At 59.4% G+C, this 23,560-nt stretch carries 16 protein-coding genes and 1 pseudogene; 4 read left to right on the top strand and 13 right to left on the bottom strand.

Annotated features, from left to right (window positions below):
* Window positions 1–5: 5 nt before the first annotated feature.
* The 4 genes from C7534_RS31090 to C7534_RS31075 all read right to left on the bottom strand — a co-directional run bounded on the left by C7534_RS31090 (window position 6) and on the right by C7534_RS31075 (window position 6,308).
* Window positions 6–1,424 (bottom strand): efflux transporter outer membrane subunit, encoded by a 1,419-nt coding sequence (locus C7534_RS31090; protein WP_109788137.1) that lies wholly within the window; start codon window positions 1,422–1,424, stop codon window positions 6–8.
* The gene (locus C7534_RS31085; RefSeq protein WP_109788136.1) at window positions 1,424–4,615 is read right to left on the bottom strand and encodes an efflux RND transporter permease subunit; all 3,192 of its coding nucleotides are present in this window, start codon (window positions 4,613–4,615) and stop codon (window positions 1,424–1,426) included. Before C7534_RS31085 ends, C7534_RS31090 begins: the two co-directional genes overlap by 1 nt.
* A 12-nt stretch (window positions 4,616–4,627) precedes the next feature.
* Window positions 4,628–5,887 carry a multidrug efflux RND transporter periplasmic adaptor subunit MexE gene (gene mexE / locus C7534_RS31080; RefSeq protein WP_109788135.1) on the bottom strand — a complete coding sequence of 420 codons (1,260 nt, stop codon included), beginning with the start codon at window positions 5,885–5,887 and terminating at the stop codon, window positions 4,628–4,630.
* Between the two features lie 142 nt (window positions 5,888–6,029).
* Window positions 6,030–6,308: a LysR family transcriptional regulator gene (locus C7534_RS31075; RefSeq protein WP_046028022.1), complete on the bottom strand. Its 279-nt coding sequence runs from the start codon at window positions 6,306–6,308 to the stop codon at window positions 6,030–6,032.
* Between the two features lie 170 nt (window positions 6,309–6,478).
* Here C7534_RS31075 and C7534_RS31070 point away from each other — a divergent pair, with 170 nt between their 5' ends.
* On the top strand, window positions 6,479–7,072 hold the full coding sequence (locus C7534_RS31070) for a TetR/AcrR family transcriptional regulator (protein WP_109788134.1): 594 nt from the start codon (window positions 6,479–6,481) through the stop codon (window positions 7,070–7,072).
* A gap of 122 nt (window positions 7,073–7,194) precedes the next feature.
* On the opposite strand, the gene C7534_RS31065 is transcribed toward C7534_RS31070, so the two are convergent.
* From C7534_RS31065 to C7534_RS31025, 9 genes and pseudogenes are all read right to left on the bottom strand, one after another.
* Window positions 7,195–7,521 carry a hypothetical protein gene (locus C7534_RS31065; protein ID WP_109788133.1) on the bottom strand — a complete coding sequence of 109 codons (327 nt, stop codon included), beginning with the start codon at window positions 7,519–7,521 and terminating at the stop codon, window positions 7,195–7,197.
* A gap of 584 nt (window positions 7,522–8,105) precedes the next feature.
* Window positions 8,106–8,924: pseudogene (locus tag C7534_RS31060) on the bottom strand (type IV secretion protein Rhs); the annotation flags it as partial.
* A 262-nt stretch (window positions 8,925–9,186) separates the two neighbouring features.
* A complete protein-coding gene (locus tag C7534_RS31055) occupies window positions 9,187–10,836 on the bottom strand; it encodes a fatty acid--CoA ligase (protein WP_109788132.1) in 1,650 nt (549 codons plus the stop codon).
* A 104-nt stretch (window positions 10,837–10,940) separates the two neighbouring features.
* Window positions 10,941–12,719 carry an acyl-CoA dehydrogenase C-terminal domain-containing protein gene (locus tag C7534_RS31050; protein WP_109788131.1) on the bottom strand — a complete coding sequence of 593 codons (1,779 nt, stop codon included), beginning with the start codon at window positions 12,717–12,719 and terminating at the stop codon, window positions 10,941–10,943.
* A gap of 7 nt (window positions 12,720–12,726) precedes the next feature.
* A complete protein-coding gene (locus C7534_RS31045) occupies window positions 12,727–15,261 on the bottom strand; it encodes an efflux RND transporter permease subunit (protein WP_046028026.1) in 2,535 nt (844 codons plus the stop codon).
* Between the two features lie 31 nt (window positions 15,262–15,292).
* Window positions 15,293–16,363, bottom strand: coding sequence for a WD40/YVTN/BNR-like repeat-containing protein (locus C7534_RS31040; protein WP_109788130.1), 1,071 nt, complete (start codon window positions 16,361–16,363; stop codon window positions 15,293–15,295).
* A 151-nt stretch (window positions 16,364–16,514) separates the two neighbouring features.
* The gene (locus tag C7534_RS31035) at window positions 16,515–17,873 is read right to left on the bottom strand and encodes a DUF1329 domain-containing protein (RefSeq protein ID WP_109788129.1); all 1,359 of its coding nucleotides are present in this window, start codon (window positions 17,871–17,873) and stop codon (window positions 16,515–16,517) included.
* Between the two features lie 41 nt (window positions 17,874–17,914).
* Window positions 17,915–19,918, bottom strand: coding sequence for a DUF1302 domain-containing protein (locus tag C7534_RS31030; RefSeq protein ID WP_077430415.1), 2,004 nt, complete (start codon window positions 19,916–19,918; stop codon window positions 17,915–17,917).
* Window positions 19,919–20,048: 130 nt separating this feature from the next.
* On the bottom strand, window positions 20,049–20,615 hold the full coding sequence (locus C7534_RS31025) for an RBBP9/YdeN family alpha/beta hydrolase (protein WP_046028034.1): 567 nt from the start codon (window positions 20,613–20,615) through the stop codon (window positions 20,049–20,051).
* Window positions 20,616–20,970: 355 nt separating this feature from the next.
* Between C7534_RS31025 and C7534_RS31020 the strand changes: the two genes are divergently transcribed.
* The 3 genes from C7534_RS31020 to C7534_RS31010 all read left to right on the top strand — a co-directional run.
* On the top strand, window positions 20,971–22,005 hold the full coding sequence (locus C7534_RS31020; RefSeq protein WP_077430416.1) for an AraC family transcriptional regulator: 1,035 nt from the start codon (window positions 20,971–20,973) through the stop codon (window positions 22,003–22,005).
* 389 nt (window positions 22,006–22,394) lie between these two features.
* Window positions 22,395–22,754 carry a DUF6124 family protein gene (locus C7534_RS31015; RefSeq protein ID WP_109788128.1) on the top strand — a complete coding sequence of 120 codons (360 nt, stop codon included), beginning with the start codon at window positions 22,395–22,397 and terminating at the stop codon, window positions 22,752–22,754.
* Window positions 22,755–22,901: 147 nt separating this feature from the next.
* Window positions 22,902–23,560: S-type pyocin domain-containing protein (locus tag C7534_RS31010; RefSeq protein ID WP_177412309.1), on the top strand; the 659-nt coding region annotated here is incomplete at its 3' end.

Below are 23,560 nucleotides of genomic sequence, written 5' to 3'. Positions count from 1 at the left end.
GCCACTCAATCCAGTCGCGCGACCTTGTTTTCACCGCTGTCCCAACCACCGCCCAACGATTTGTAGATAGCGACGATCCCTCGATACTGTTCAGTCTCACCCAGCGCCTGAGCATCCTCGGCATTGAGTCGCTCGCGCTGTGCATCCAGCAAAACCAGGTAGTCCACCGTCCCTTCCTGGTACTGGATCGCCGCCAGGTCCGCCGCTGCACGGCTCGACTCGCTTTGCTTGATCAACGAGAGCAAGCGTTGTTGGCGTTTGCCATAGTCGCTGAACGCATTTTCAGATTCTTCCAGCGCCAGCAGCACTTGCTGCTCATAAGTGGCCAAGGCGCCTTCTGCGTTGGCATTGGCACCGCGAATGCGCGCTCGCACACTGCCCAGATCAAAGGCCGCCCAGGTAATGCTCGGGCCCAGTCCCCATGCCCGGGCGGCACTGGAACCTATTTGCGAACCGCGACTCGCGGTGAAACCGAGAAACCCGCTCAAGCTGACCCGAGGGAACAAATCGGCGGTGGCCACGCCGATATCCGCCGTGGCGGACGCCAGTCTGCGCTCGGCGGCAAGGACATCAGGACGCCGGCGCAGTAACTCGGCGGGATTGCCAATCGGCAGTGCTTTGGCGATCGCTGGCAAGTCGGCCGGCTCCAACGACACGCTCAATGTATCCGGGCGCTCGCCCAAGAGCGTGGCGATGCGGTTTTTCTGCCGCACCTGCTCCGCTTGCAGTTGCGGCACCGTCGCCTCGACAGCAGCCAACCGGGCATCGGCACGCACCACGTCGAGTTCATTGCCCACCCCGGCATCACGCAGGCTGACTGTCACAGTGCGCGAGTCATGCTGATTTTTGAGGTTGGCCAAGGCTATTTTTTCCCGCAGTTGCGCGCCCCGTAACTGCCCATAGGCATCGACCAACTCGGCAATCATGGTCACGCGAAGTTGATACAGGTCGGCGGCCACGGCGTCTTCCTGAGCGTCGCTGGACTCCAGTTGACGCTGGATCCGGCCAAACAGATCGACTTCCCACGCCATGTCCAGGCCCAGGTCATAACGCTCGGTATTGACGCGGTTTTCGGTCTGCCCTGGCACTTGTGCCTTGCCCTGATGGCTGCTCACGCGGCTGGTGACGACCGGCAAGTTGTCGTTGCTGATGTCATCACGAATCGCACGGGCTGCTTTCCAGCGAGCGAAAGCGACCCGCAGATTGCGGTTGCCCTCAAGGGACTTGCTCACCAGTTGGTTGAGTGTGGGGTCGTCAAACTGACGCCACCACACCGTCTCAAAATGAGTTTGATCATAGTTGCTGGTCTGTGCCGAGACGACATTCGCAGGTGCCGTGTCAGGTGTTTTGTAATCGGGGCCAACCGTGCAGGCGGCGAGCGCAGCGACCAGAAGACCGGGTAAAAAAAGCGTTGAAGCATTCATCAGTGTGCCTCCGAATTCGAAGCGTTTGCCGGGTGGACATGGGTGACTTGGCGCGCTTTTTTGCGCTCGATGTAGCGACGAATCAGGACAAAGAAAACCGGGGTCAGCAGCAATCCGAAGAACGTCACACCGAGCATCCCGGAGAACACCGCCACCCCCATGGCCCGGCGCATTTCCGAACCGGCACCGGTGGACGTCACCAGCGGGATCACCCCCATGATGAACGCGAACGAGGTCATCAGAATCGGCCGCAGACGCATGCGGCAAGCATCCAGGACAGCCTCCAACGGCGACATGCCTTGCTCTTGTCTGTCCTTGGCGAACTCGACAATCAGAATCGCGTTCTTGCAGGCCAGGCCTACCAGTACGATCAAGCCGATCTGGGTGAAGATGTTGTTGTCGCCCTTGGAAATGATCACCCCGGCAATCGCCGACAGCAGGGTCATCGGGACGATCAGGATCACCGCCAGCGGCAGGCTCCAGCTTTCATACAACGCAGCCAGTACCAGGAACGCCAACAGCACGCAGAGCGGGAACACCAGCAGCGCCGTATTGCCCGACAAAATCTGCTGGAAGGTCAGGTCGGTCCACTCGTAGGTCATGCCATTGGGCAGTTCTTCCTTGAGCAGCTTTTCAATCGCGGCTTGCGCCTGACCGGAGCTGTAGCCAGGGGCTGCGCTGCCGTTGATTTCCGCGGTGACGAAACCGTTGTAGTGCGAGACCCGATCCGGCCCGGACGTCGGGCTGACGTTGACGAAAGTGGCCAACGGGATCATCTCGCCGCGGTCATTGCGCACTTTCAGCTGACCGATTTGCTCGGGTTCCTGACGGAACTGCTGCTCGGCCTGAACGTTGACCTGATAGGTACGACCGAAACGGTTGAAGTCGTTGGCATACAGCGACCCGAGATAGACCTGCAACGTGTCGAAAATTTCACTGATCGCGACACCGTGGGTCTTGGCTTTTTCTCGGTCGATGGCCGCCTCGACTTGCGGCACATTGACCGTGTAGCTGGTGAACAGGTTGGCCAGCTCCGGCACGCTGCGACTCTTGGTGATGATGTTCATGGTTTCTTTGTACAGCTCGTCATAACCCAGGTTGCCCCGGTCTTCGATCTGCAGGCGGAACCCGCCAATAGTGCCCAGGCCTTGAACCGGTGGTGGCGGAAACACCGCAATGTAAGCGTCCTGGATGCTGCCGAACTTGGCGTTCAATGAAGCAGAAATCGCCCCGGCAGACAGGCTCGGATCCTTGCGTTCATCGAAGGGCCGCAAGCCGATGAACGCGATACCGGCGTTGGGGCTGTTGGTGAAACCGTTGATCGACAAACCCGGGAAGGCCACGGCGCTGTCGAAACCCGGCTCGTTCATCGCGATGGTGCTCATGCGACGGATCACCGACTCGGTGCGATCAAGGCTGGCCGCGTCTGGCAATTGCGCAAAGGTCACCAGGTATTTTTTATCCTGGGTCGGCACGAAACCGGTCGGGGTCGTGCTGAAGCCCAAGTACGTCATCGCGATCAGTCCGGCGTAAACCAGCAAGGCCACACTGCTGCCGCGGATGATTTTGGCCACGGCAACCACATAGCCGTGACTGGCCTTGTCGAAGAACCGGTTGAACGGTTTGAACAACCAGCCACCGAGCACACGATCCAGCACCCGGGAGAAACGGTCTTTTGGCGCGCCGTGGGCCTTGAGCAGGACCGCAGCCAATGCGGGCGACAAGGTCAGGGAGTTGAACGCGGAGATCACCGTCGAAATGGCAATGGTCAACGCGAACTGTTTATAGAACTGTCCGGTCAAGCCGGAAATAAACGCTGCCGGTACGAACACCGCGCACAACACCAAGGCCGTGGCGATGATCGGCCCCGTCACCTCGCCCATGGCTTTTTTGGTCGCCTCGATCGGTTCAAGCCCCGACTCGATGTTGCGCTCGACGTTCTCCACCACCACGATCGCATCGTCGACGACGATCCCGATGGCCAGTACCAGACCGAACAGCGACAGGGCGTTGAGCGAGAATCCGAGCAAGTGCATCACGGCGAATGTGCCGATCAACGACACCGGTACCGCGACCAGTGGAATGATCGAGGCGCGCCAGGTTTGCAGGAACAGAATCACCACCAGCACCACGAGGATCAGTGCTTCAAACAGGGTATGAACCACGGCTTCAATCGAGCTGCGCACGAAGATGGTCGGGTCGTAGACGATCTCGTAGTCCATGCCTTCCGGGAAGTTTTTCTTCAACTCGGCCATCTTCGCCCGCACCTGGTCGGAGATGTCGATGGCATTGGAGCCCGGGCGCTGGAAGATCGGCATCGCCACCGCTTCCTGGTTGTTGAGGAAGGCGCGCAACGCGTATTGGTTGGAACCAAGCTCGACCCGGGCGATGTCTTTGAGGCGGGTAATTTCACCGTTACTGCCTGCGCGGACGATGACGTTTTCGAACTCTTCTTCGGTGACCAACCGACCCTGAGAGTTGATCGACATCTGGAAACTTGTGGCATTGGGCGCGGGCGGTGACCCCAGTTGCCCGGCCGCGACCTGACGGTTCTGCTCGCGTACCGCGTTGACCACATCGATAGCGGTGAGATTGCGCGACGAGGTTTTCTGAGGGTCAAGCCAGATTCGCAGCGAGTAGTCGCCGATACCGAACATCTTCACGTCACCAATACCGTCCAGGCGCGCCAGCTCATCCTTGACGTTGAGGATCGCGTAATTGGACAGGTAGAGCATGTCGTAGCGCTTGTCCGGCGAGACCAGATGCACCAGCAAAGTCAGCTCGGGAGAAGCCTTGTCGACCGTGATACCGATGCGCGTGACTTCCTCGGGCAACTTGGGCTCGGTGCGGGTCACACGGTTTTGTACCTGGACCTGAGCGTTGTCCAGGTCAGTGCCCAATGCGAACGTCACGGTGAGCGTCAGTCTGCCGTCAGCGGTGGACTGCGAGGACATGTACAGCATGTTCTCGACGCCGGTGATGGCTTGTTCGAGCGGCGCCGCAACGGTTTCACCGATGACCTTGGGGTTGGCCCCCGGGTAGTTGGCATGCACGACCACCGTCGGCGGCACCACTTCGGGGTATTCGCTGATCGGTAGCTGGAACAGCGAGATCACCCCGGCGATCAGGATCAGCAGCGACAGCACCGCCGCGAAGATCGGCCGCGTGATAAAGAACTGAGAGAATTTCATGGCGGTGTTCTCTTATCCGCGAGGTGAAACGGACGCATCCGTTTTCACCAGCGCCGGTGATTTGTCTGAGATCGAGGACGGAGCGGCAGGTTGATTGCCCGCCTCGATGGCCTGACGTTGACGGTTCAGGGTCGCGACGGTTTCCGCATCGGCCATCGGCGCATCCTGCGGGGCGACCACAGCGCCAGGGCGAACCCGTTGCAGGCCGTTGATGACGATGCGGTCCTCTTTCTGCAAGCCGCTGCGCACGATGCGCAAACCTTCGAGCTTCGGCCCAAGATCGACGCTGCGGTACACGGCCTTGTTGTCCTGATCGATCACCAGCACGAACTTCTTGCCCAGGTCGGTGCCCACCGCTTCGTCCTTGATCAGCAGGCCGGCATAGGCTGCGCTGCCCACCAGCTTCAACCGGGCATACAAGCCCGGGGTGTATTGGCCGTCAGCATTGTCGAACACCGCGCGACCACGAATGGTGCCGGTCTTGGGATTGACCCGGTTGTCGACGAAGCTCATTTGTCCGAGGTGGCTGTTACCCTCCTCGTTCGACAGGCCCATGTACACGGGGGTGGTTTGACTGCGTTGCCCTTGGCGCGAGAGCTGGCTGTATTTGAGGAACAAGCGTTCGTCTGCATCGAAATAGGCATAGACCTTGTCGGTGGAGACCACGCTGGTCAGGGGTGTGGTGTCGGCGGTCACGATGTTGCCAGCGGTGATTTCCGCACGGCTGACACGGCCGGAAATCGGGGCGGTGACGCGGGTGAAACTGAGGTTCAGGCGTGCAAGATCCAACTGCGCCTGAATGGCATCGACACCGGCCTTGGCTTCTTGCGCGGTGGTGGTGCGGGTGTCAGCCAGCTCGGCGGAAATGGCGTTGCTGTTCAACAGACGCTGACCACGCTGCGCTTCATTACCGGTGCGAACCAGCGTGGCGCGAGCCTGTTGCAGCTGCGCTTCGATACGATGGACTTCGTGTTCGAACGGACGCGGGTCAATCTGGAACAGCAAATCGCCTTTCTTCACCAGCACACCGTCGGTAAAGGCAACACGTTCGATCTGACCGGAAACCCGTGGGCGGACCTCAACGGTTTCCGGTGCTTCCAGCCGGGCAGTCACTTCATCCCATTCAGTGATGGGTTGCTCAAGCACTTTGGCGACGGTGACGTGCGGCGCTCCCGGAGCCTGAGCGGCGTTGGGTGTTCGATCACACGCGGTGAGGACCGTCAGAGCCAACACAGCAAGGGGATAACGCAAAGGTTTCAGTGACTGTTCCATGGGGGGTGTCCGCCAGACGGTTTAGGAATTTCCGGATTCTCGACCTCGCGCGAGGTATCGACGAATTGAACGGAGTGAAGTTGGGTATCAACTTAAATGATGGTCGTCATGTTTAAAGGCAAAAAAAGAGACTTACCCCGGTTCAAGCCTTGTTATTCGCCAGCGCATGACACACAGAATCCAGCGCTGGCCCCAGCGTCTGCGCCGCACACAACGCCCGCGCGGTGGGCACCATGGTGCGTCCGTGGCGCTCAAACAACGGGTCGTTGAACAGCCTTCGCAATCTCACCAGGGACCCGCTGACCGCCGGTTGTCCGAGCGACAGTTTCTTCGCGGCACGGCTGACACTGCGCTCCTGCATAAGCGCTTCGAAAACCACCAGCAGATTCAAATCGATACTGCGAAGATCATTACGCTGCATAGATCAGCCCACGTAGAGTGTTGTGGCATGAGCCACCGGCTCGGGAGTCGCCAGACATTCGCTGACACCGACAAAGCCATTGCGGCGATCTTATATGACGAACATAATAAATAACAACATCTCAGCGACACGTGGCCTTGGCAAGGCCCGTTCGGCGACAGGAGCCGTTCATGAAAGTCACGAAAGACCAGGCAGCAGCCAACAAAGAGGCGATCCTCACTGCCGCGTCCCGCTTGTACCGGGAAAAAGGCATCGACGGGATCGGCATCGGCGAACTGTCGCGTTCAGTCGGCCTGACCCACGGCGGCTTCTACGGACAGTTTCCAGGGGGCAAGGAACAGCTGGCTTCAGAAGCCGTCAGCCGCACGTTCGAGTCCAACATCCAGGATTGGCAAAACGCTAAATCCATCCCGGCGCTGATTGAGGGCTACCTGACGCAAAGCCACATGGACAACTGGACCGAAGGCTGCCCCATCCCCGCACTGGCCGCTGACGTCGCCCGAACAGGCAGCACGGTCAGCAGCTCGTTCACCAAAGGCGTCGAGCGTTTGATCGAAACGCTGATGGTGCTTGTCGAAGGCGAAAACCATGAGGAGAAGTACAAGGAGTCGCTGCGAATCCTGGCATCGATAGCCGGCGCAATGCTCATTGCCAGGGCGCTGGATAAACCTGAGTTGTCGCAGCAGTTTTTGCAGTCGGTTGTTAGTGCTTGGTCTGCCCCTGCGCCAGAAAAAGAGGATTCATTGCTTGCAGGGCATCGCTGAATTTTCCGACGCCATCGCGAGCAGGCTCGCTCCCACATTGGAATGCGATCAACTGTGGGAGCGAGCCTGCTCGCGAAGAGGCCAGATCAGGCAGCCCGATTGTTGAGCCTGATCCTCAATTTCTAAACCTCAGAGGTCCGTGCCCGCAATCGCCGCCCCACTACATCCAGCACATCACAGCCATCGCGCAATGGAATGGCGCAGAGCAACGCGAAGTCGCTGAGGATGAAGGATTCGCACTCAACCGAACCTCGCATCGAAATGTTCTCCAGCACCTGCGTGACGGCGCGAATTCGATAGTTGGCGGCTTCGTATAAAACATCGAGCGGCGCGTGGGTATCGACGAACAGCGTGGGCATGTCGGTGCAGTTGCCGGTGAGGGCCATGAAGCGGTTGTCGGGGTGGGGGATTGGTTTTTCGTAGGGTGGGTCGGGTGTCAGAGTTTTCATCGATTTAAGTCCTAACGTATGGATAGAAGCCGCCAAAAATCACTTCCACGCAATAGGTGGCGGCTGTACGCAGGTGTGGAAGACCGGGACGTTAGGCACCCGGCGCACTCGAAAGCGCCCCGCGCACAGCCACCATAAAACACAGACGATAAAACACGCCGAACTGGTGGCGCGTGACGCGCCTAACGATAGAAGGGCTTCCACACCCTGTCACTGAATTTGCAGCGACAGGTGAAAGACTATCGATGAGGGCCGACCTGCACCAGTTCATGGAAATCGATACGAGTTGAAGGAAACTTCCGACGAGCTTGCCCAGAAATTTCGCAATTGCCATCAGAAAGACACGTCTATTCGATCCACCTGAATTTTTACAAATTGTCCGTTCAGATGAGGATGGTCGTAGTGAATGTCCTGATCCGAAAAATCAACGAAAGATCGAAACACGCTCCCATCCAAATACCCATAAAGCGCGCATGAAAATCCGTTACCTATCATTTCTATGAGTGTAGGGAGTGGCTCCTCTGCCGCAGCGACAACATCGTTGTCGGGAAGTACCAACTCGAACTCCACTTGATAGGTCTCAGCTCTGCCGCCTTACCTGCCACTTCACTGGGTGGTAACGCCGACAACCACAGACTGGCAGCGCGAAACAGCAGACAAAGCGCCGCTTCATCACTGGCCAGCAGCATGGCTTTTTCCATCGCTGCAGGAGATTGCTTCGCCAGATCGATGAGGTGCTGCGCACCGCTGCCAAGCTTTTCAAGGTGAGCGCCTGGATTTTTGAGGATGTCAAAGACAAGGCTCAGGCCATCCCAAACCCCCATGACCGCGGCCCATCCTCCCGCCAGCAATCCATTCCCGGCAGCCGCAAAAGTCGACTGCGACCACTGCGGCTTAAACCCTTCCCATTCTTTGCGTAACCAACCCCCCAGTTCTGCGGTCAGACCGTCGTAAGAAGAGAAAAGATCATCGACTTGCTGCGGTGTTACTTCGTCGTTGACGTGGATGCGATAGAACTTGCCCGCTTCCCCCGTGAAAGTCCCTTTGCCATTTTCATCGAGCTTGACCGGTGTGATCTTGCCGCCATCCATGGCAATTACATCGACCTGAATATTCCCCACGGGAACGTCATAAACCGATTCAAACTTGCTCTCGATTTCTAGCTTTCCGCCCTTCTGGCATTGCACGACGGTAGAGAAAAACTCGTCGTCGCCACTGCTCACCGTGGTGATGGTGTTGCCGAATCGGACGATCCGTTCCATACCCATCAGCGAAGGCAAATCAGCAATGTGACTGGCTTGGTCTGCCGCTTGGCCATACCCGCGTTTCAGCTGTTCACGGTAGAGAGACAAGGTGTCCGGAAAACGGTCGAGCTCCTGCTCGATGCGGGCGATGTGCGCCATCAACGCACCGAACGGTATGAAGTGGAGTGGAAAATCGGGTCGAACATCAGCAATCCCTCGCGCAGAAAATGGGCGCGCGAGACTTTGCCGGGGATCAAACCGGAAAGAAGTCAGGGAAGTAGGCAATGGCCGTAGGGCAAATCTCTAATTCGCCCTCACAAAACGCCAGACAGGCACAAACAAAAACGTGGCGTGAGGTTGCCCTCACGCCACGTTCATTTACTACCCCGGGAAGTCCGCGTCCAGCCAACTCCCGGTGGCCTCAACCTTCAGCCAACGCGTGTTCGCGAATGAGCTTCTTGTTGATTTTCCCCACACTGGTCTTGGGGATTTCAGCCACGAACTTGAACTGCTTGGGGATCGCCCATTTGTTGATGCGGCCACTCTCGACAAAGCCTTGAAGATGCGCTTCAAGGATTTTACGATCCAGATACTGCCCCGGTTCGCACACCACCAGCGCCATGGGCCGTTCGCCCCACTGTTCATCGACAATGCCGACGACCGCGACGGACATCACCGCCTCGTGCTCGCTGATCAGGCTCTCCAGCTCCAGGGAGCTGATCCACTCGCCCCCGGTCTTGATCACATCCTTGATTCGGTCTTTGATTTCCACCCCGCCCAACGGGTCGATGGAAGCCATGTCGCCGGTGTGCAGCCAACCGCCCTGCCACAGCTCGGCACCCTTTTCGGGCTCATGCAAATAGCCTTGGGTCAGCCAGGGCGCGCGGACCACGATTTCCCCAAGGGACTCGCCGTCATGGACAACGTCGTTGCCACTGGCATCGATGATTTTCAGGTCGACCATCGGCACCGGTGTCCCGGTCTTGATGCGGATGGCCAGTTGCTCCTCGGTGGATTGCGCAAGGTCGTCTTCACGCAGGTAAGTCAGGCACAGCAGTGGGCAGGTTTCCGACATGCCGTAACCGCAGTGCACCGCAATCCCTTTGGCGCTCGCCTCGCTGGCAATCCCCAGGGTCAACGCGCTGCCGCCCAGGAGCATTTTCCAACCGTCGAAACGGGTCTGTTTGGCCGCCTCGCAGTTCAGGATCATTTGCAAAATGGTCGGTACGCAGTGGGAGAACGTGACCTTTTCTTCGCGGAAGAGTTTGACCAGGCTGTTGGGTTCGTAGCGGCCGGGATAGACCTGCTTGATGCCCATCAGTGTCGCGACATACGGCACACCCCACGCATGCACGTGAAACATCGGTGTGATGGGCATGTACACGTCATCGGAACGCAGCAGCGGCTGGCCTTGATAAACGCCCAGCGTGGCGACGGCATTCAACGTGTGCAAGACCAATTGGCGATGGGTGAAATACACCCCTTTCGGGTCGCCGGTGGTGCCGGTGGTGTAGAACAGCGTCGCCACCGAGTTCTCGTCGAAATCGGGGAAGTCGTACTGGTCTGAGGCCTGGGACAGCAGGTGCTCATACTCGCCCAACACCGGTAATGAGGTATCGGTCGCCGAATCGTCCGTCAATTGCACGTAGCGTTTGACGGTGGTGAGTTTGTCCTGGATCGGCTCCAGCAACGGCAGGAAATCATCATGCACCAGCACCACATCATCTTCGGCGTGGTTCATGGTGAAGAGCACCTGATCCGGCGAAAGACGGATGTTCACCGTGTGCAGCACCGCGCCGATCATCGGCACGGCGAAGAAGCACTCCAGGTAGCGATGGCTGTCCCAGTCGAGCAATGCCACGGTGTCGCCAGCCTTGACGCCGGCCGCCGTCAGGGCATTGGCCAGCCGGCGGATACGCTTGTTGAGCGTCTGGTAGCTGTAGCGCAGTTTGTCGGCATACACGATTTCCCGGCCCGGCTCGTAGCGCACACCGGACAGCAAGAGCTGTTTGATCAGCAAGGGATAGGCATAGGCGCCGTCGGCGGGCGGGATTATTTTTGTCGCCATCATGGTTGGGGGTTCCTGGTCCTTTTTAGCGTTGGCTCAATGCCCCGTGATGCACACGGTTGCATTCGACTTCCGGCGCTAGGCCGGAAGTCGCGGGGGCATGGCGATCAGAACTGCTCTGCATCCAGTTCGTAGAGGCATTCGCTGCCGGCCTGGGCCGACGCGCTCAACGAATGGATGCGCGGCAACAACCGGGCGAAGTAGAAACGCGCGGTGCCGAGCTTGCTCGCGTAGAAGTCGTCCTCGGAAGGCGCGCTCAGGGCGGCCTTGGCCATCCGCGCCCACATGTAGGCGTAGGCGGTGTAGCCGAACACATGCAGGTACTCGACCGAGGCTGCACCGATTTCGTTCGGGTTGTTTTTCGCCCGGTCCAGCAACCACTCGGTCAATTCGTCGAGGGTGTCCAGCGCGGCGTTCAACGGCTTGGTGAACTCGCCAAGGTCAGCACTGGCGTTGGCGGTGAAGTCGCGAATTTCCGAAGCGAACAGACGATAGAGCGCCCCGCCGCTGGCGACGATCTTGCGCCCGGCCAGGTCCAGCGACTGGATGCCGTTGGTGCCTTCGTAGATTTGCGTGATGCGCACGTCGCGCACCAGTTGCTCCTGGCCCCACTCGCGAATGTAGCCATGGCCGCCGAAGACTTGCTGACCGTGAATCGTGGTCTCCAGGCCCATGTCGGTGAGAAACGCCTTGGCCACCGGCGTCAGCAACGCCACCAATTCTTCAGCACGCTTGCGGGTCGTTTCGTCTTCGCTGTACTTGGCGGTGTCCAGTTGCATGGCCACGTACGTCGAGAATGCACGACCGCCTTCGTTCAAGGCTTTCATGGTCAGCAGCATGCGGCGCACGTCCGGGTGGACGATGATCGGGTCGGCGGATTTGTCTTTGCATTGCGCGCCGGTCGGCGCACGACTTTGCAGGCGGTCACGGGCATAGGCGACGGCGTTCTGATACGAGCGCTCACCCTGTGCCAGGCCCTGGATACCCACACCCAGGCGTTCGTAATTCATCATGGTGAACATCGCCGCCAGGCCTTTGTTCGGCGCGTCGACGATCCAGCCTTTCGCGCCGTCAAAGTTCATGACGCAGGTAGCGGAGGCCTTGATGCCCATCTTGTGCTCGATGGAGCCGCAGGACAGGGCGTTTTTTTCGCCCAGTGAACCGTCGGCATTGACCAATACTTTCGGCACCAGGAACAGGGAAATGCCTTTAGGCCCCGCCGGTGCATCCGGCAGGCGGGCCAGGACCAGATGGATGATGTTTTCCGTCAGGTCGTGGTCGCCACCGGTGATGAAAATCTTGCTGCCGCTGATCGCATAGCTGCCGTCGGCCTGAGGTTCGGCCTTGGTGCGGATCAAGCCCAGATCGGTGCCGGCATGGGCCTCGGTCAGGCACATCGAACCGGTCCAGGTGCCGGCGTACATGTTCGGCAGGTACGTCGCTTTCAGTTCTTCACTGGCGTGGGCCTTGATCGACAGGCACGCGCCGGCGGTCAACATCGGGTACAGGCCGAACGACAGGCTGGCCGCGTTGACCATCTCTTCGACCTGCGCGGAAATGGCCTTGGGCATGCCCATGCCACCGTAGTGCGGATCACCGCCGACACCGACCCAACCGCCCTCGGCGAATGCCTGGTACGCCTGCGCAAAACCGTCCGGTGCGCTGACCGAGCCGTTGTTCCAGGTACAACCTTGTTCGTCGCTGGCACGGTTCAAGGGTGCAATGACTTCGCCGCTGATTTTGCCGGCCTCTTCGAGGATCGCGGCAGCGGTTTCTTCATCGATCACTTCAGCCAGGCCAGGCAAACTGGCCCACAGCCGGGACACCTGAAAAACCTCGTTGAGTACGAAGCGCATGTCGCGCAGAGGAGCGTTGTAGTCAGACATCTTTAACTTACTCGGAAGTGGTCACGGCATGGGGCATGCCAGGACGTTGAGCGGTATCGCAGGTATCGGTTTGTGCTGGGGTTTCGTCGGTAACGTCACCCCGTTCCAGCGCCCGATTGCGCAACAGGAAGTACGACAGGGCCGGAATCAGGATCAGCGCGCCGAGCATGTTCCACAGGAACATGAAGGTCAGCAGGATGCCCATGTCAGCCTGGAACTTGATCGGCGACCAGACCCAGCACACCACGCCTGCCGCCAGGGTGATGCCGACCAGGCCGACCACCCGGCCCGTGAACGACACGGCGTTGCGGTAGGACTGGGACAGCGACAGACCCTGGCGCTGGAAATGCAACTGCACACTGAGCAGATACAACGCGTAGTCCACGCCGATCCCCACCCCCAACGCGATCACGGGCAAAGTCGCCACTTTCACGCCGATGCCCATGGCCACCATCAAGGCTTCACAAAGAATCGAAGTCAGGACCAGAGGCAACAGCGCCACCAGCGTCGCGCGCCAGCTGCGGAAGGTGATCAGGCAGAACAACGTCACCGCTGCGTAGACGTAAAGCAGCATGGTGTGGTTGGCCTCGCGCACCACGATGTTGGTCGCCGCTTCGATACCGGCGCTGCCGGCAGCCAGCAGGAACTGACGATCATCGGTGCTGTTTTCCTTGGCAAACTTGTCCGCAATGGCGACCACGGCATCCAGGGTTTCGGCCTTGTGGTCCTTGAGGTAAGCAATCACCGGCATCAGCGAGCAATCGGTGTTGAACAACTCAGGAGAGTTGACCGAGGCTTGTTGCGCGGCGTAGTTCAGAACGTCCTGGTTACGCTGGATGTTGTTGAGCTTGGGGTTGCCCTCGTAGGTCCCGGCCGTGATTTGACGCACGGCGTTGACCAGCGACGTGGTCGCCTGCACGCCCGGATTCTGTTGCAGTTCCCAGGCCAGGCGATCGGCAAGCACCAGCGTCTTGTAGTTCAGGCAGCCTTCCGGTGCAGTCTTGATCATCACCGCAAACAGGTCGCTGGACAGCGCGTAGTGCTGGGTGATGTAAGCGTTGTCACGGTTATAACGCGAGTCGGCACGCAACTCCGGCGCACCACTTTCCAGGTCGCCGATCTTCAGGTGCTGGCTGACCATGAAACCGCCGACGCCCATCAGCAACGCGACCAGCACAGCACCTGTCGCCCACTTGGCGGTGGTGAAGCGGTCGAGCATATCCCACAAGCGACCGAAGCCTTTGTGGCGGTCGGCGCGGGTGTCGATTTTCAGGGCACGTTCGGCCGCCTTGGCGCCGACGCCGACATAGGACAGCGCAACCGGCATCAGCAGCAGCGAGGTAAAGATCAACACCGCAACACCAATACTCGCGGTAATGGCCAGGTCCTGGATCACCGGAATGTCGATCAGCATCAACACGGCAAAGCCCACGGCGTCGGCCAGCAGCGCGGTTACGCCGGCAATAAACAGACGGCGAAAGGTGTAGCGCGCGGCGATCAGCTTGTGGGTGCCGCGAGCGATGTCCTGCATGATGCCGTTCATCTTCTGCGCCGCGTGGGACACACCGATCGCAAAAATCAGGAACGGCACCAGCACCGAGTACGGGTCGATGGCGTAGCCCAGCCAGGCGACGATGCCCAGTTGCCAGACCACCGCGATCAACGAGCAGCCGACCACCAGCAGGGTGCTGCGTACGCAACGGGTGTAGGCGTAGATGATAATCAGCGAGGTCACGACAGCCAGGCCGAAGAACATCATCACCTGAATCAGGCCATCGATCAGGTCGCCCATCAACTTGGCGAAACCGATCACCCGAACCTTGTAGTGACCCTTGCCTTCAACGCCGGACTTGCGCGCTGCGCTGTCACCGGCGTATTCGATTTTGTCGCGCAACTGCTCTTCGAGCATCTGCGAGAACGCGTGATAGTTGATGCGCTGGCCACCAGCCGCTGCCTTGTCCATCAGCGGCACAATCAGCATGCTCGATTTGAAGTCGCTGGCCACCAGGCTGCCGACGATACCGGCACGGGAAATGTTCTGGCGCAGTTGCTCGATTTCTTCAGGTTTGCCCTGGTAGGTATCGGGCATCACCGGGCCACCCTGGAAACCTTCCTCGGTGACTTCGGTCCAGCGTACCGCCGGGCTCCACAACGACTTCATCCAGGCCCGCTCGACGCCCTCGGTGAGGAACAATTGATCGTTGACCTGCTTGAGCACGTCCAGGTAACCGGGATCGAAAATATCGCCCTGGGTGTTTTCCACCACCACGCGCACCGAGTTACCCAGGCCACGCAGCGACTGGCGGTTTTCCAGGAAGTTCTGGATGTACGGCTGGCTTTGCGGAATCATTTTTTCGAAGCTGGGACGCAGCTCCAGGCGTGTCGCGGCCATGTAGCCCAGCACCACGGTGGCCAGCGCCATCATCAGCATGAACAGCGGGCGGTAGTTGAACACCAGCCGTTCGAGCAGATTGCCGGATTTACGGTCGAAATCGCGCACGTCGCGGATCACCGGCATGGCGTCTTGTTTGATATTGCCCATGTCTGGGTTCTCGCTTTAAAGGTTCAAGGTCTTATTCGACGAACAGTGCCCGGGCACCACGGCTACCCGCGACCACCAGTGAGCCGTCGTTGGCCTGGGTGGCGCCGGCTATCGGCGTCGGTACGGGGCGCTGAACCAGATGCAATTGCGCGCCAGTGCCCTGGCTGACCAGCATCTGCCCGCCCAAGGTGAACAGGCGGTAATCGCCATGGAGATCGATGAGGCCGGCGGTGACGCTGATGTGCAGGCCGCTGTCCAGCGCGGTCCAACTCTGGCCGCCATCGGTGCTGCGCAACACGTTGCCGCGCAATCCGTAGACGACCACTTCCCCCGGCTTGCCAATCACGCCGAAGAAACTGCCTTGATAAGGGGTTTGTACGGCGGCGAAACGCTGGCCGACGTCATCCCATTTGAGCAACAGACCTTGCTCGCCGGCGATATACAAAGCGTCGCCAGTCGAAGCGATGGCATTGAGGTGAAAGCCTTGCGGGTTGTCGGTGCGATCCTGGAACGGGGTCCAGGTCTGGCCACCGTCTTCGGTACGCAGAATCAGGTTGAACACGCCGACCACATAGCCGACCTGTTCGTTGGCAAACCAGACGTCGAGCAAAGGTTTGTCGGCGCCCTGCTCTGCCAGTCGCTGGCCTTCGGCAGCCAGCCGCGACCATTCTTCGTTACCCGGTTCGGCGCTGGCCAATGCATCGTAATGCTTGACCAGCAACTCACCGATCTGGCGTCCATCCAGTTGTTTGGTCCAGGTCACGCCAGCATCACTGCTGTGCAACACCACGCCGTCATTTCCGACCGCCCAGCCTTCCCTGGCAGATGGAAAATTGACCGCACTGAGATCGGCACTCACTGGCACGGTTGCTTGCTGCCAGTGTTTACCGCTGTCATCGGAATAGAGAATGTGTCCACGCTGCCCGACGGCAACCAAACGGTCGCCCGCACGGGTCATGCCGGACAACGGACTGCTGACCGCCAAGGCACTGACTCTGGCAGGCAGGTCCAGCACATCGATATAGCCGGCCGCCTGGGTGGCGCCCTGTGACAAGACAAGCAGGGCGCCGAACGCCAGCTGCAGGTACTTTTTCGAACACATACCGCGTCCTCTTGGGAAAACCGCGTCAGGGCCTGCAACCATGCAGCCCGACGTTAAGAACTGGCGCCGCGCTGATCAGCGAGCACCAACCGTCGCGCGGTCACACGGCTTTGTGAGCCGTGGACCGCATGAACGTTTTGTCGCGGTTTGCTTAGCGAATGCCGGCGCCCGCCAGGGATTCCGACGACCACTGAGCCTTGGAGAGCGGTTCGATGTATTTGATGCCGCCGTAAGGGCCGACCACACCGTTGATGTTGTAGGAACCGCCCACCAGGTCATAGATCATGAACGGGGTGGAGTCTGGAACCTGCTTGTCATAGCTTTGGCTGAGGAAGGCAAACGAACCACGGTAGAGCTGACCACGGGCGTCATATTGGTCCGAGGCCAGAGCTGTCCAGCTGTCTTCGTCGAGGTAGAAGCGACGCTTCTGGTAGATGTGACGGGCACCGGCCTTGAGGTTGCCTTCCACGACCCATACGCGGTGTTTTTCCCAGCGCACAAAATCAGGTGCCAGGTGATTCGGGGTGGTCAGCGACTTCGGATCCTGGACGTAGGTCAGCTTGTAGGTGTTGTAAGGCACGATCATTTCCTGCTTGCCCACCAACTTCCAGTCGTAGCGGTCCAGCGCGCCGTTGAACACAAACACGTCGTCGTAGGTGCCTGCGCCTGCGGTGCCTGGGTTAGGCGTGTCGTAAGCCAGGTTCGGCGCGAGCTTGACCCGACGCTGGCCAGGCAAGTACTGCCAGGCGCGACGCGGTTGTTGCAACGGGTTGGCGGCGTCCTTGAGCATCACTGCTTCGCCGGCACGACGCGCCGGGCCGGTGTACTGCAGCTTCATCTGGTAGTACACGTCAGCGCTGCTGATCGGCTGCGAGAGGTTTTCATAGATCGGGTAGGAGATGTTCGCTTGCCCGGTGGTCGCCAGGCTCGCCACGCCAGCCGAGTCGACGTTCCAGGAGTCGTACTTGGAGCTGATGCTGACGCCTTGGTAGCGCAACAGGAAGTTCCACATCGCTTCGTTGCCCGACTGCGGAATCGGGAACGGAATGCCCGGCAACACGTTGTCGATGGCCAGGCCACCTTCAAGGGACTTGGCGCCAGTGGCGTTTTTCACGCCGTTGTCCAGGATGGCCTGAGGCAACGAGACGGTACGGTGAGTCGGGTACACGTCAACATGGAAGGTAGGGAAACGCTTGGCCAGTTCCGCCGTGGTTGCGGTGAGCATGCCCTTGTACTGATCGACGTTCTTGCCGTCGATGACCAGCAGCGGCTTTTCGCTGGCAAAAGGATCCGGACGCATGCTGTCACCGGATTTGAAGCTGGCCGGCGGCGTGGTCAGACCACCGTTGTAGGCGGGGATGGAACCATCGGCATTACCGGCTTTTTCAGCACCGACCAGGGTCAGGTTGCTGCCCAGTTTGGCGGCGTCCTGGGCCGATACGGCGGCGTGTGCCTGAGCAGCGATGACCATCGCCAGCGAGGCAGCCAATACGGTTTGTACAAATTTCATATTGTTATTCTCCTGCTTGCATTGAGCAAATCAGTGGTGAATCAAAAGGTGGTTTTCATCGTCAGGTAAACAGCACCACGGTCTTCAGTCGTGGCACCGCCACCCGAGAAGGACGAGTAGCCACCGGCGTAGCACGCATAGTTTTCGTTACCGCTAAAAGCGTTTGGAGTAGAGCCATCGCCACCCGTCGGGCCGGTGCTCACGCCACTTTTATTGCACTTCTCGGTCTGGCCGAAGGAGTCCACGTATTTCAGGTCGACAAAGTATTTGTTGTACACAACGGCACCCACGCCGACGGCATAGTTGCCGGTGTCCTTGGCACCGCCACCGGACACCGGTGACACGCCGTCAAGACCCACGTTGACGGACATCGGAGCGTTGAGGTCGACGCCTGGGAACACTTGGTACCAGGTCGGGGTGAAGTTGACGGCCAGGCCCCAGTTGTCACGGGTCGGCGCGTCGATGCCGCGATAGGTGCCCTTGCCCTTGTAGAGTGCTTCGTTCTTGTCATCGAGGCTCAACAGGTTGCTGTAATACAGTTCAGCAAGCACTGTTGCCTGATCGAACACCGGTGTTTTCGGCAGGGTCATCAGACCGTTGAGCGTCCAGTGCAAGGTGTCGCCGGTGGCGCTCATGCTGTCGCCGCGGCTCGGGGTGTCATAGACCACACCCGTGGCATCCGTACGCGCCGGCAACAGGCCCAGGCCTTTGCCCAGACCCAGCGGGCTGGCGGTGCTGACAATCGCCGGGATACTGGCCAACGGCATGTTGTGACGGATGTTCAGGTCCGAACCCACGCTCACCCCGCCCACGTCCTTGGACAGGCTCAGGCCGGCGATCTTGATGTTGTCGGCATAGGCCAGTTGATAGGTGGCAGTGTTCAGCGAGTTGAGGGTGTTGACCACCGCAGGCACTTGCCCGGTCGGGCGGGTGCCGTTGGGGTTGGCCGAGGTAATACCTCTGGCATCCAGCCACGCTTGCGGCAGGATTTCCGACGTTTCGCGGTAGTAAACGCCGAGCGTGCCATCCAGCCAGGCTGGCGACCACTTGGCCATTACGCCCCAGTCGCCGCTGTCGTGCGGTGTCAGGTCATGACCGCGACGCACGTTGGTCAAGCCGTTGCACGGCGCCAGGCCGCAACCCAATGGGCTGCCAGGTACCACGGCGTTGGTGTTGCCGAGCAGGAACGACTGCGCACCGAAGCCGACCAGGTCGGAACCACCGTAATAGGTGCCCGCTTCCGGCAGACGCGCAGCATCCCAATTCAGGAAATACTGGGCGCCCACGGTCAACTCGGGATTGACGGTGAACGACATCGACAACTGGTTACGCGGCACGAACAGCTCTTTGGCTTCAGTACCCGGCGATGCGGCCAGCTTGGCCAGATCGAGGCCGGACTGGCCGTAGCTGACCGAATGCACCGGGTTGAGAATGGTCTCGCCCCAGAACACGTTGTGCTGGCCAGCCTTGGCGCTGAACATCGACTCCTCGCCCACTTCGGTGCTGTAGAACACGAAGGCATCGAGGATTTCGCCGGACGGACCGGTGTAGTAGCGCTGGGCGTAGTTGCTCAGGTGCGGGCTGCCATTACCGACGTTGTCGTTGGTGACACCGGCCAGGCGTGGATCGTTGGCGACCAGACCGGAGCGTGCATCATTGCCGTTGACGAACGGGTTGGAGTTGGAACCGGTGTTCTCATACGCCTTGTCGTACCAGCTGGCGGCGCTGACACGAAAGCCCATGGCGTTCTTGTACACCACGTCCATCTCGGTCAACAGATCGACACGGTTGGTGATGTTGGTACCCGCCTTGCGGAAATTGTAGTCACCGTCGTTGTTGTTCGGCGTCCCCAGCATGCGCTTGTCGGCGCTTTCGGTACGCACACCGTAGTTGTACTTCACGGTGTTATCCAAACGAGCGGCCCAGTCCGGATTACCTGTATCAAATTCAAACGCGTGGGCGGTCGGCATTGTCGCGGCCAGAATGGCCGAGGCCAGCAAGGTGTATCGCGAAACTGTGAACCCGTGACTCTTATTGTTGTGCATTGCGTTGTCTCCGCCATTTTTGTATTTGTTTTAAGCACACTCGCCCTCACGCACCCCCTTGTTCCAGGGAGTTGCGCTTTCCAGGAGTGAGGGCATTTGCCGGTTGGCTTAACGCCAGTCGGCTCCTGAACTAGCGATCCAGCTCGAGGACGAGTGCTTCGGCTTGTGGCCAGTGGCCAAATCCTGCGGCCGGATTAAGATGACCCACGGCACCGAGATTTCGCAGTTCGGCGCCCCAGCCCTGAGCCATATCACTAACGGCTTCCAGGCTGGCGAGGTAATCATTGGTGCTGCCGACCACCAGACTTGGGAACGGCAACGGACCTTTGGGCAGCGGATCCCAACCATGGGCCCGCAGTGATTCAGAGGAAGGATAGCCTTGCGGCCAGATTGCGTTGAGATCCGGAGGTGCAGCCAGCAGCGCACCCTTGATCGGGCGACTGTGCTTGGCGGCCCAGTGCGCGACCATCAGGACACCGGCACTGTGGGCGACCAGAATCACCGGCCCTTCGATTTGCTCCAGTTCGTGCTGGATTGCACGGACCCGTGCGGCACAGTCGAGCTTGTCGGTTTCAAGCGGAGGGACACTGCGTACTTTGCAGAGTTTGGCCTCAAGCAATGTTTGCCAATGCTCGGCCACATGCTCACGCAGGCCAGGCACGATCAAAACGGTTGCGACAGTTTGCAGTTTGTCCACATCAGCACCTACGCTTTCTCGATGACTCGACTGACTCAGTGGTCAGAAGCTTTTTGTAGTGCTGACATTAAAGAGCGCCCACCCCCGGCGCTTTTCATTGGACGTCAGTCGCTTTTCTTTTCATGACAGATTTTGGGGGGTCGACGTGAGGTGCCCGCTGGTCGAAAACTGCAACGAGATTGCCCAAGACCACTGTAATCAATACGTGAGAAGGGTTTACCTCGATGTGATGAGGGCGATTAGAGGTGTCACCGGCTGTACATCAGCGCCAACACCACAACTTTTCATTTGATGATGTGCTGGATATAGTCGCCTCGCTCATTCCAACGCTACCGGCCCAGGGAAGACTTTTCGCATGACAAAGCTTGTTCGCGCTGCCGTCTTGACCAACTACCTGGAGGTCACTCAATACCTGGGGTTCAACCCCCGTGACGTACTGGCTGCCAATGGTTTGAGCAGGGCCCAACTGCTGGCGCCGGAGCATCGCATCCCCATCGATTCCGCCGTGGGTCTGCTGGAGGATTCGGCCGTCGCCAGTGGCTGCCAGAGCTTCGGCCTGAGCATGGCCGAGTCGCGTCAGCTCTCGGACTTCGGGGTGGTCAGCTTGCTGCTCACACACCAGCGCACGCTGCGTGAAGCCTTGCAGGTCGTGGTGCATTACCGTCACTTGATGAACGACTCGCTGGCCATCTTCATTGAAGAGGCCGGCAAGTTGGTGATCATTCGCGAAGAGGTGGTCACCGACACACTCCGGCCGTCCCGGCAAGCCAACGAGCTGGCGATCGGCGTGATGTTCCGTTTGTGCTCGGCGCTGTTAGGCGCGCATTGGCACCCCTACAGTGTCAACTTCACGCACCAGCCTCCAGACAACCTGCAACTGCATCGCCGTCTGTTCGGCTGCACGCTGGAGTTCGGCAGTGAGTTCAACGGCATTGTCTGCCCCAATGCCAGCCTGGATGCGACCAACCCCCATGCCGACCCGGCCATGGCCCGTTACGCCCAGGGTTACCTCGACTCTTTGCTGAGCACTGAAGGGCAATCGTTGCTGTTCGAGGTGCGCAAGGCCATTTACCTGCTGCTGCCGATGGGGCGCGCCACCATCGAACAGATCGCCCAGACCCAGGGCATGAACGTACGCACGCTGCAACGTCGCCTCAAGGATGACGGCTGCGCCTTCAACGACCTGATCAACGACGTGCGCCGCGACCTGGTGCTGCGTTACCTGGAGAACCCGAACTATTCGCTGGGGCGCATCGCCGACATGCTCGGCTATTCCATGGCGAGTTCCTTCACACGCTGGTTCATCACCCAGTTCGGCATGCCCCCCGCCGCCTGGCGCGCACAAAAGCCAACCCCTTCAAAGCCTGTCTCGGGTCCCGACGAATCCTGAGCCAGCCGAACCTTCGATTTTTGAGGTATTAAACATCGCCCGAAAGGGCTTGTTTAAAACCCGTCCAGGTTACGTCCTGAAAGCCACAAGACCTTGCGCCGTTACCTACGGCTACGCCAGAATCCGCCGGCTTGTGCGCCTTGAGGCCGCTCGGTAACTTGATTCGTGTCACTGCCCATCAGTGATCGGGTTTAGTCGCCCGTTGATGTCAAGAACGCACAATGCCTCTATCAGCCAGGTCTCCCATGCCTGCACTCGATGGCGGCTGTGCGCAGGGCGCTTCGGCGCGCCGATTTCTTGGCTCATCGGTCGACTAACCTGTGCACAGCTGCCTCCCTTTCGTTTAGTCGCGAGCTGGTTGCAGCCTCTCTCATATGAGGTTCGAGCCAATGTTCAAAGTAACGCCCAATCCGCCAGACACCGATCCGGCATCCCCGTACGAACCCGATTCAAAAAAACTCAACGACGCCGCCGAGCGCGCCCTCAACTTTCACTTCCCGTCGAATGCCGATATCAAAGCCACCGCGCGTAAACCCAGCAAACTGTTTGCCGTGGACCCAGAGGCCACAGCCGAAACCCTGGCAGTGTTTTTGGTCGAGACGCTGGCCTCGGTCGATGTGATGGTCCATCACTTGGTCGATCATCTGGAGGGCGAGTCGCGCCACGCTTTGCTGGGTATTTCCAACAGCATCATGGTGGCGGAGATCACGGCGATCCGGGTGCTGGATCACATTGATCCGTCCCCTTAACGCCAAAGGCGCCGTGCTGAAATCCTGAGATAGCGAACAGTCCTGTCGACATTCAGGACTCGTCCTACAGCCACCATCAACCTCCTTCGTTAACGTCGCACAGCTCCTTTTTCGGGAGCTGTCGACGGACGAACGCAAGGAAGATCAGTGGCTGGCAACAAGGAAGTTCCCAGGGTTAAAAACCCACCCTCCGGTGACGGTCATCACGTCACCCACCGCTTCATGACCACCACCGAACTGGCCGAGCGCGAGGCGCGACAAAGCGCTTACGACGCCATGCTCGCTCGGCAGCAGGCTTTTGAAGATCGTTTTCAAGGCTCGACGAAAAAGGATGAAACCGTTCGTGCCGGATGCGTGTTCGCCAAGTCCTGCAACTTGCCGGACGCCATCATCGACTACTCGAATCCCTCAGGCGTCGTCCCCACCGACAGCCTCAAGGATTACGGTGAAATCGCCTGGCTTGGCGCTCGTGACGTAGACGACACAGGGCTACTGAATCTCGAAACCATCAGTGGCAGTACCCTCTCGCTCGGCATCGGCCGGCTCGCCCTTGGCGCCCCCACTCTTGCTACTCCGGGCCTTGGCGCTGCCGGGGCCGCGACATTGGCCGGTGTTGTTGCCTTGTTCTGGATCCCGAGCCTGGGTGACAGCGCGCTGTATACCGAAGACCAACTGCGTGCCCTGAAACAGGCACGAACTCGCGTACGACTACAGGTCGAGCAACAGGCTGATGGCAGTCTCAAGGGCTACGGGTTCTACACCGGGAAAAATCGCGATTGGGAAATGGTGGATGTCGTGCAGTTCAC

This window comes from Pseudomonas sp. OV226, assembly GCF_003148705.1.
Classification (GTDB): Bacteria; Pseudomonadota; Gammaproteobacteria; order Pseudomonadales; family Pseudomonadaceae; genus Aquipseudomonas.
This window is presented reverse-complemented; position numbering and strand designations above follow the sequence as displayed.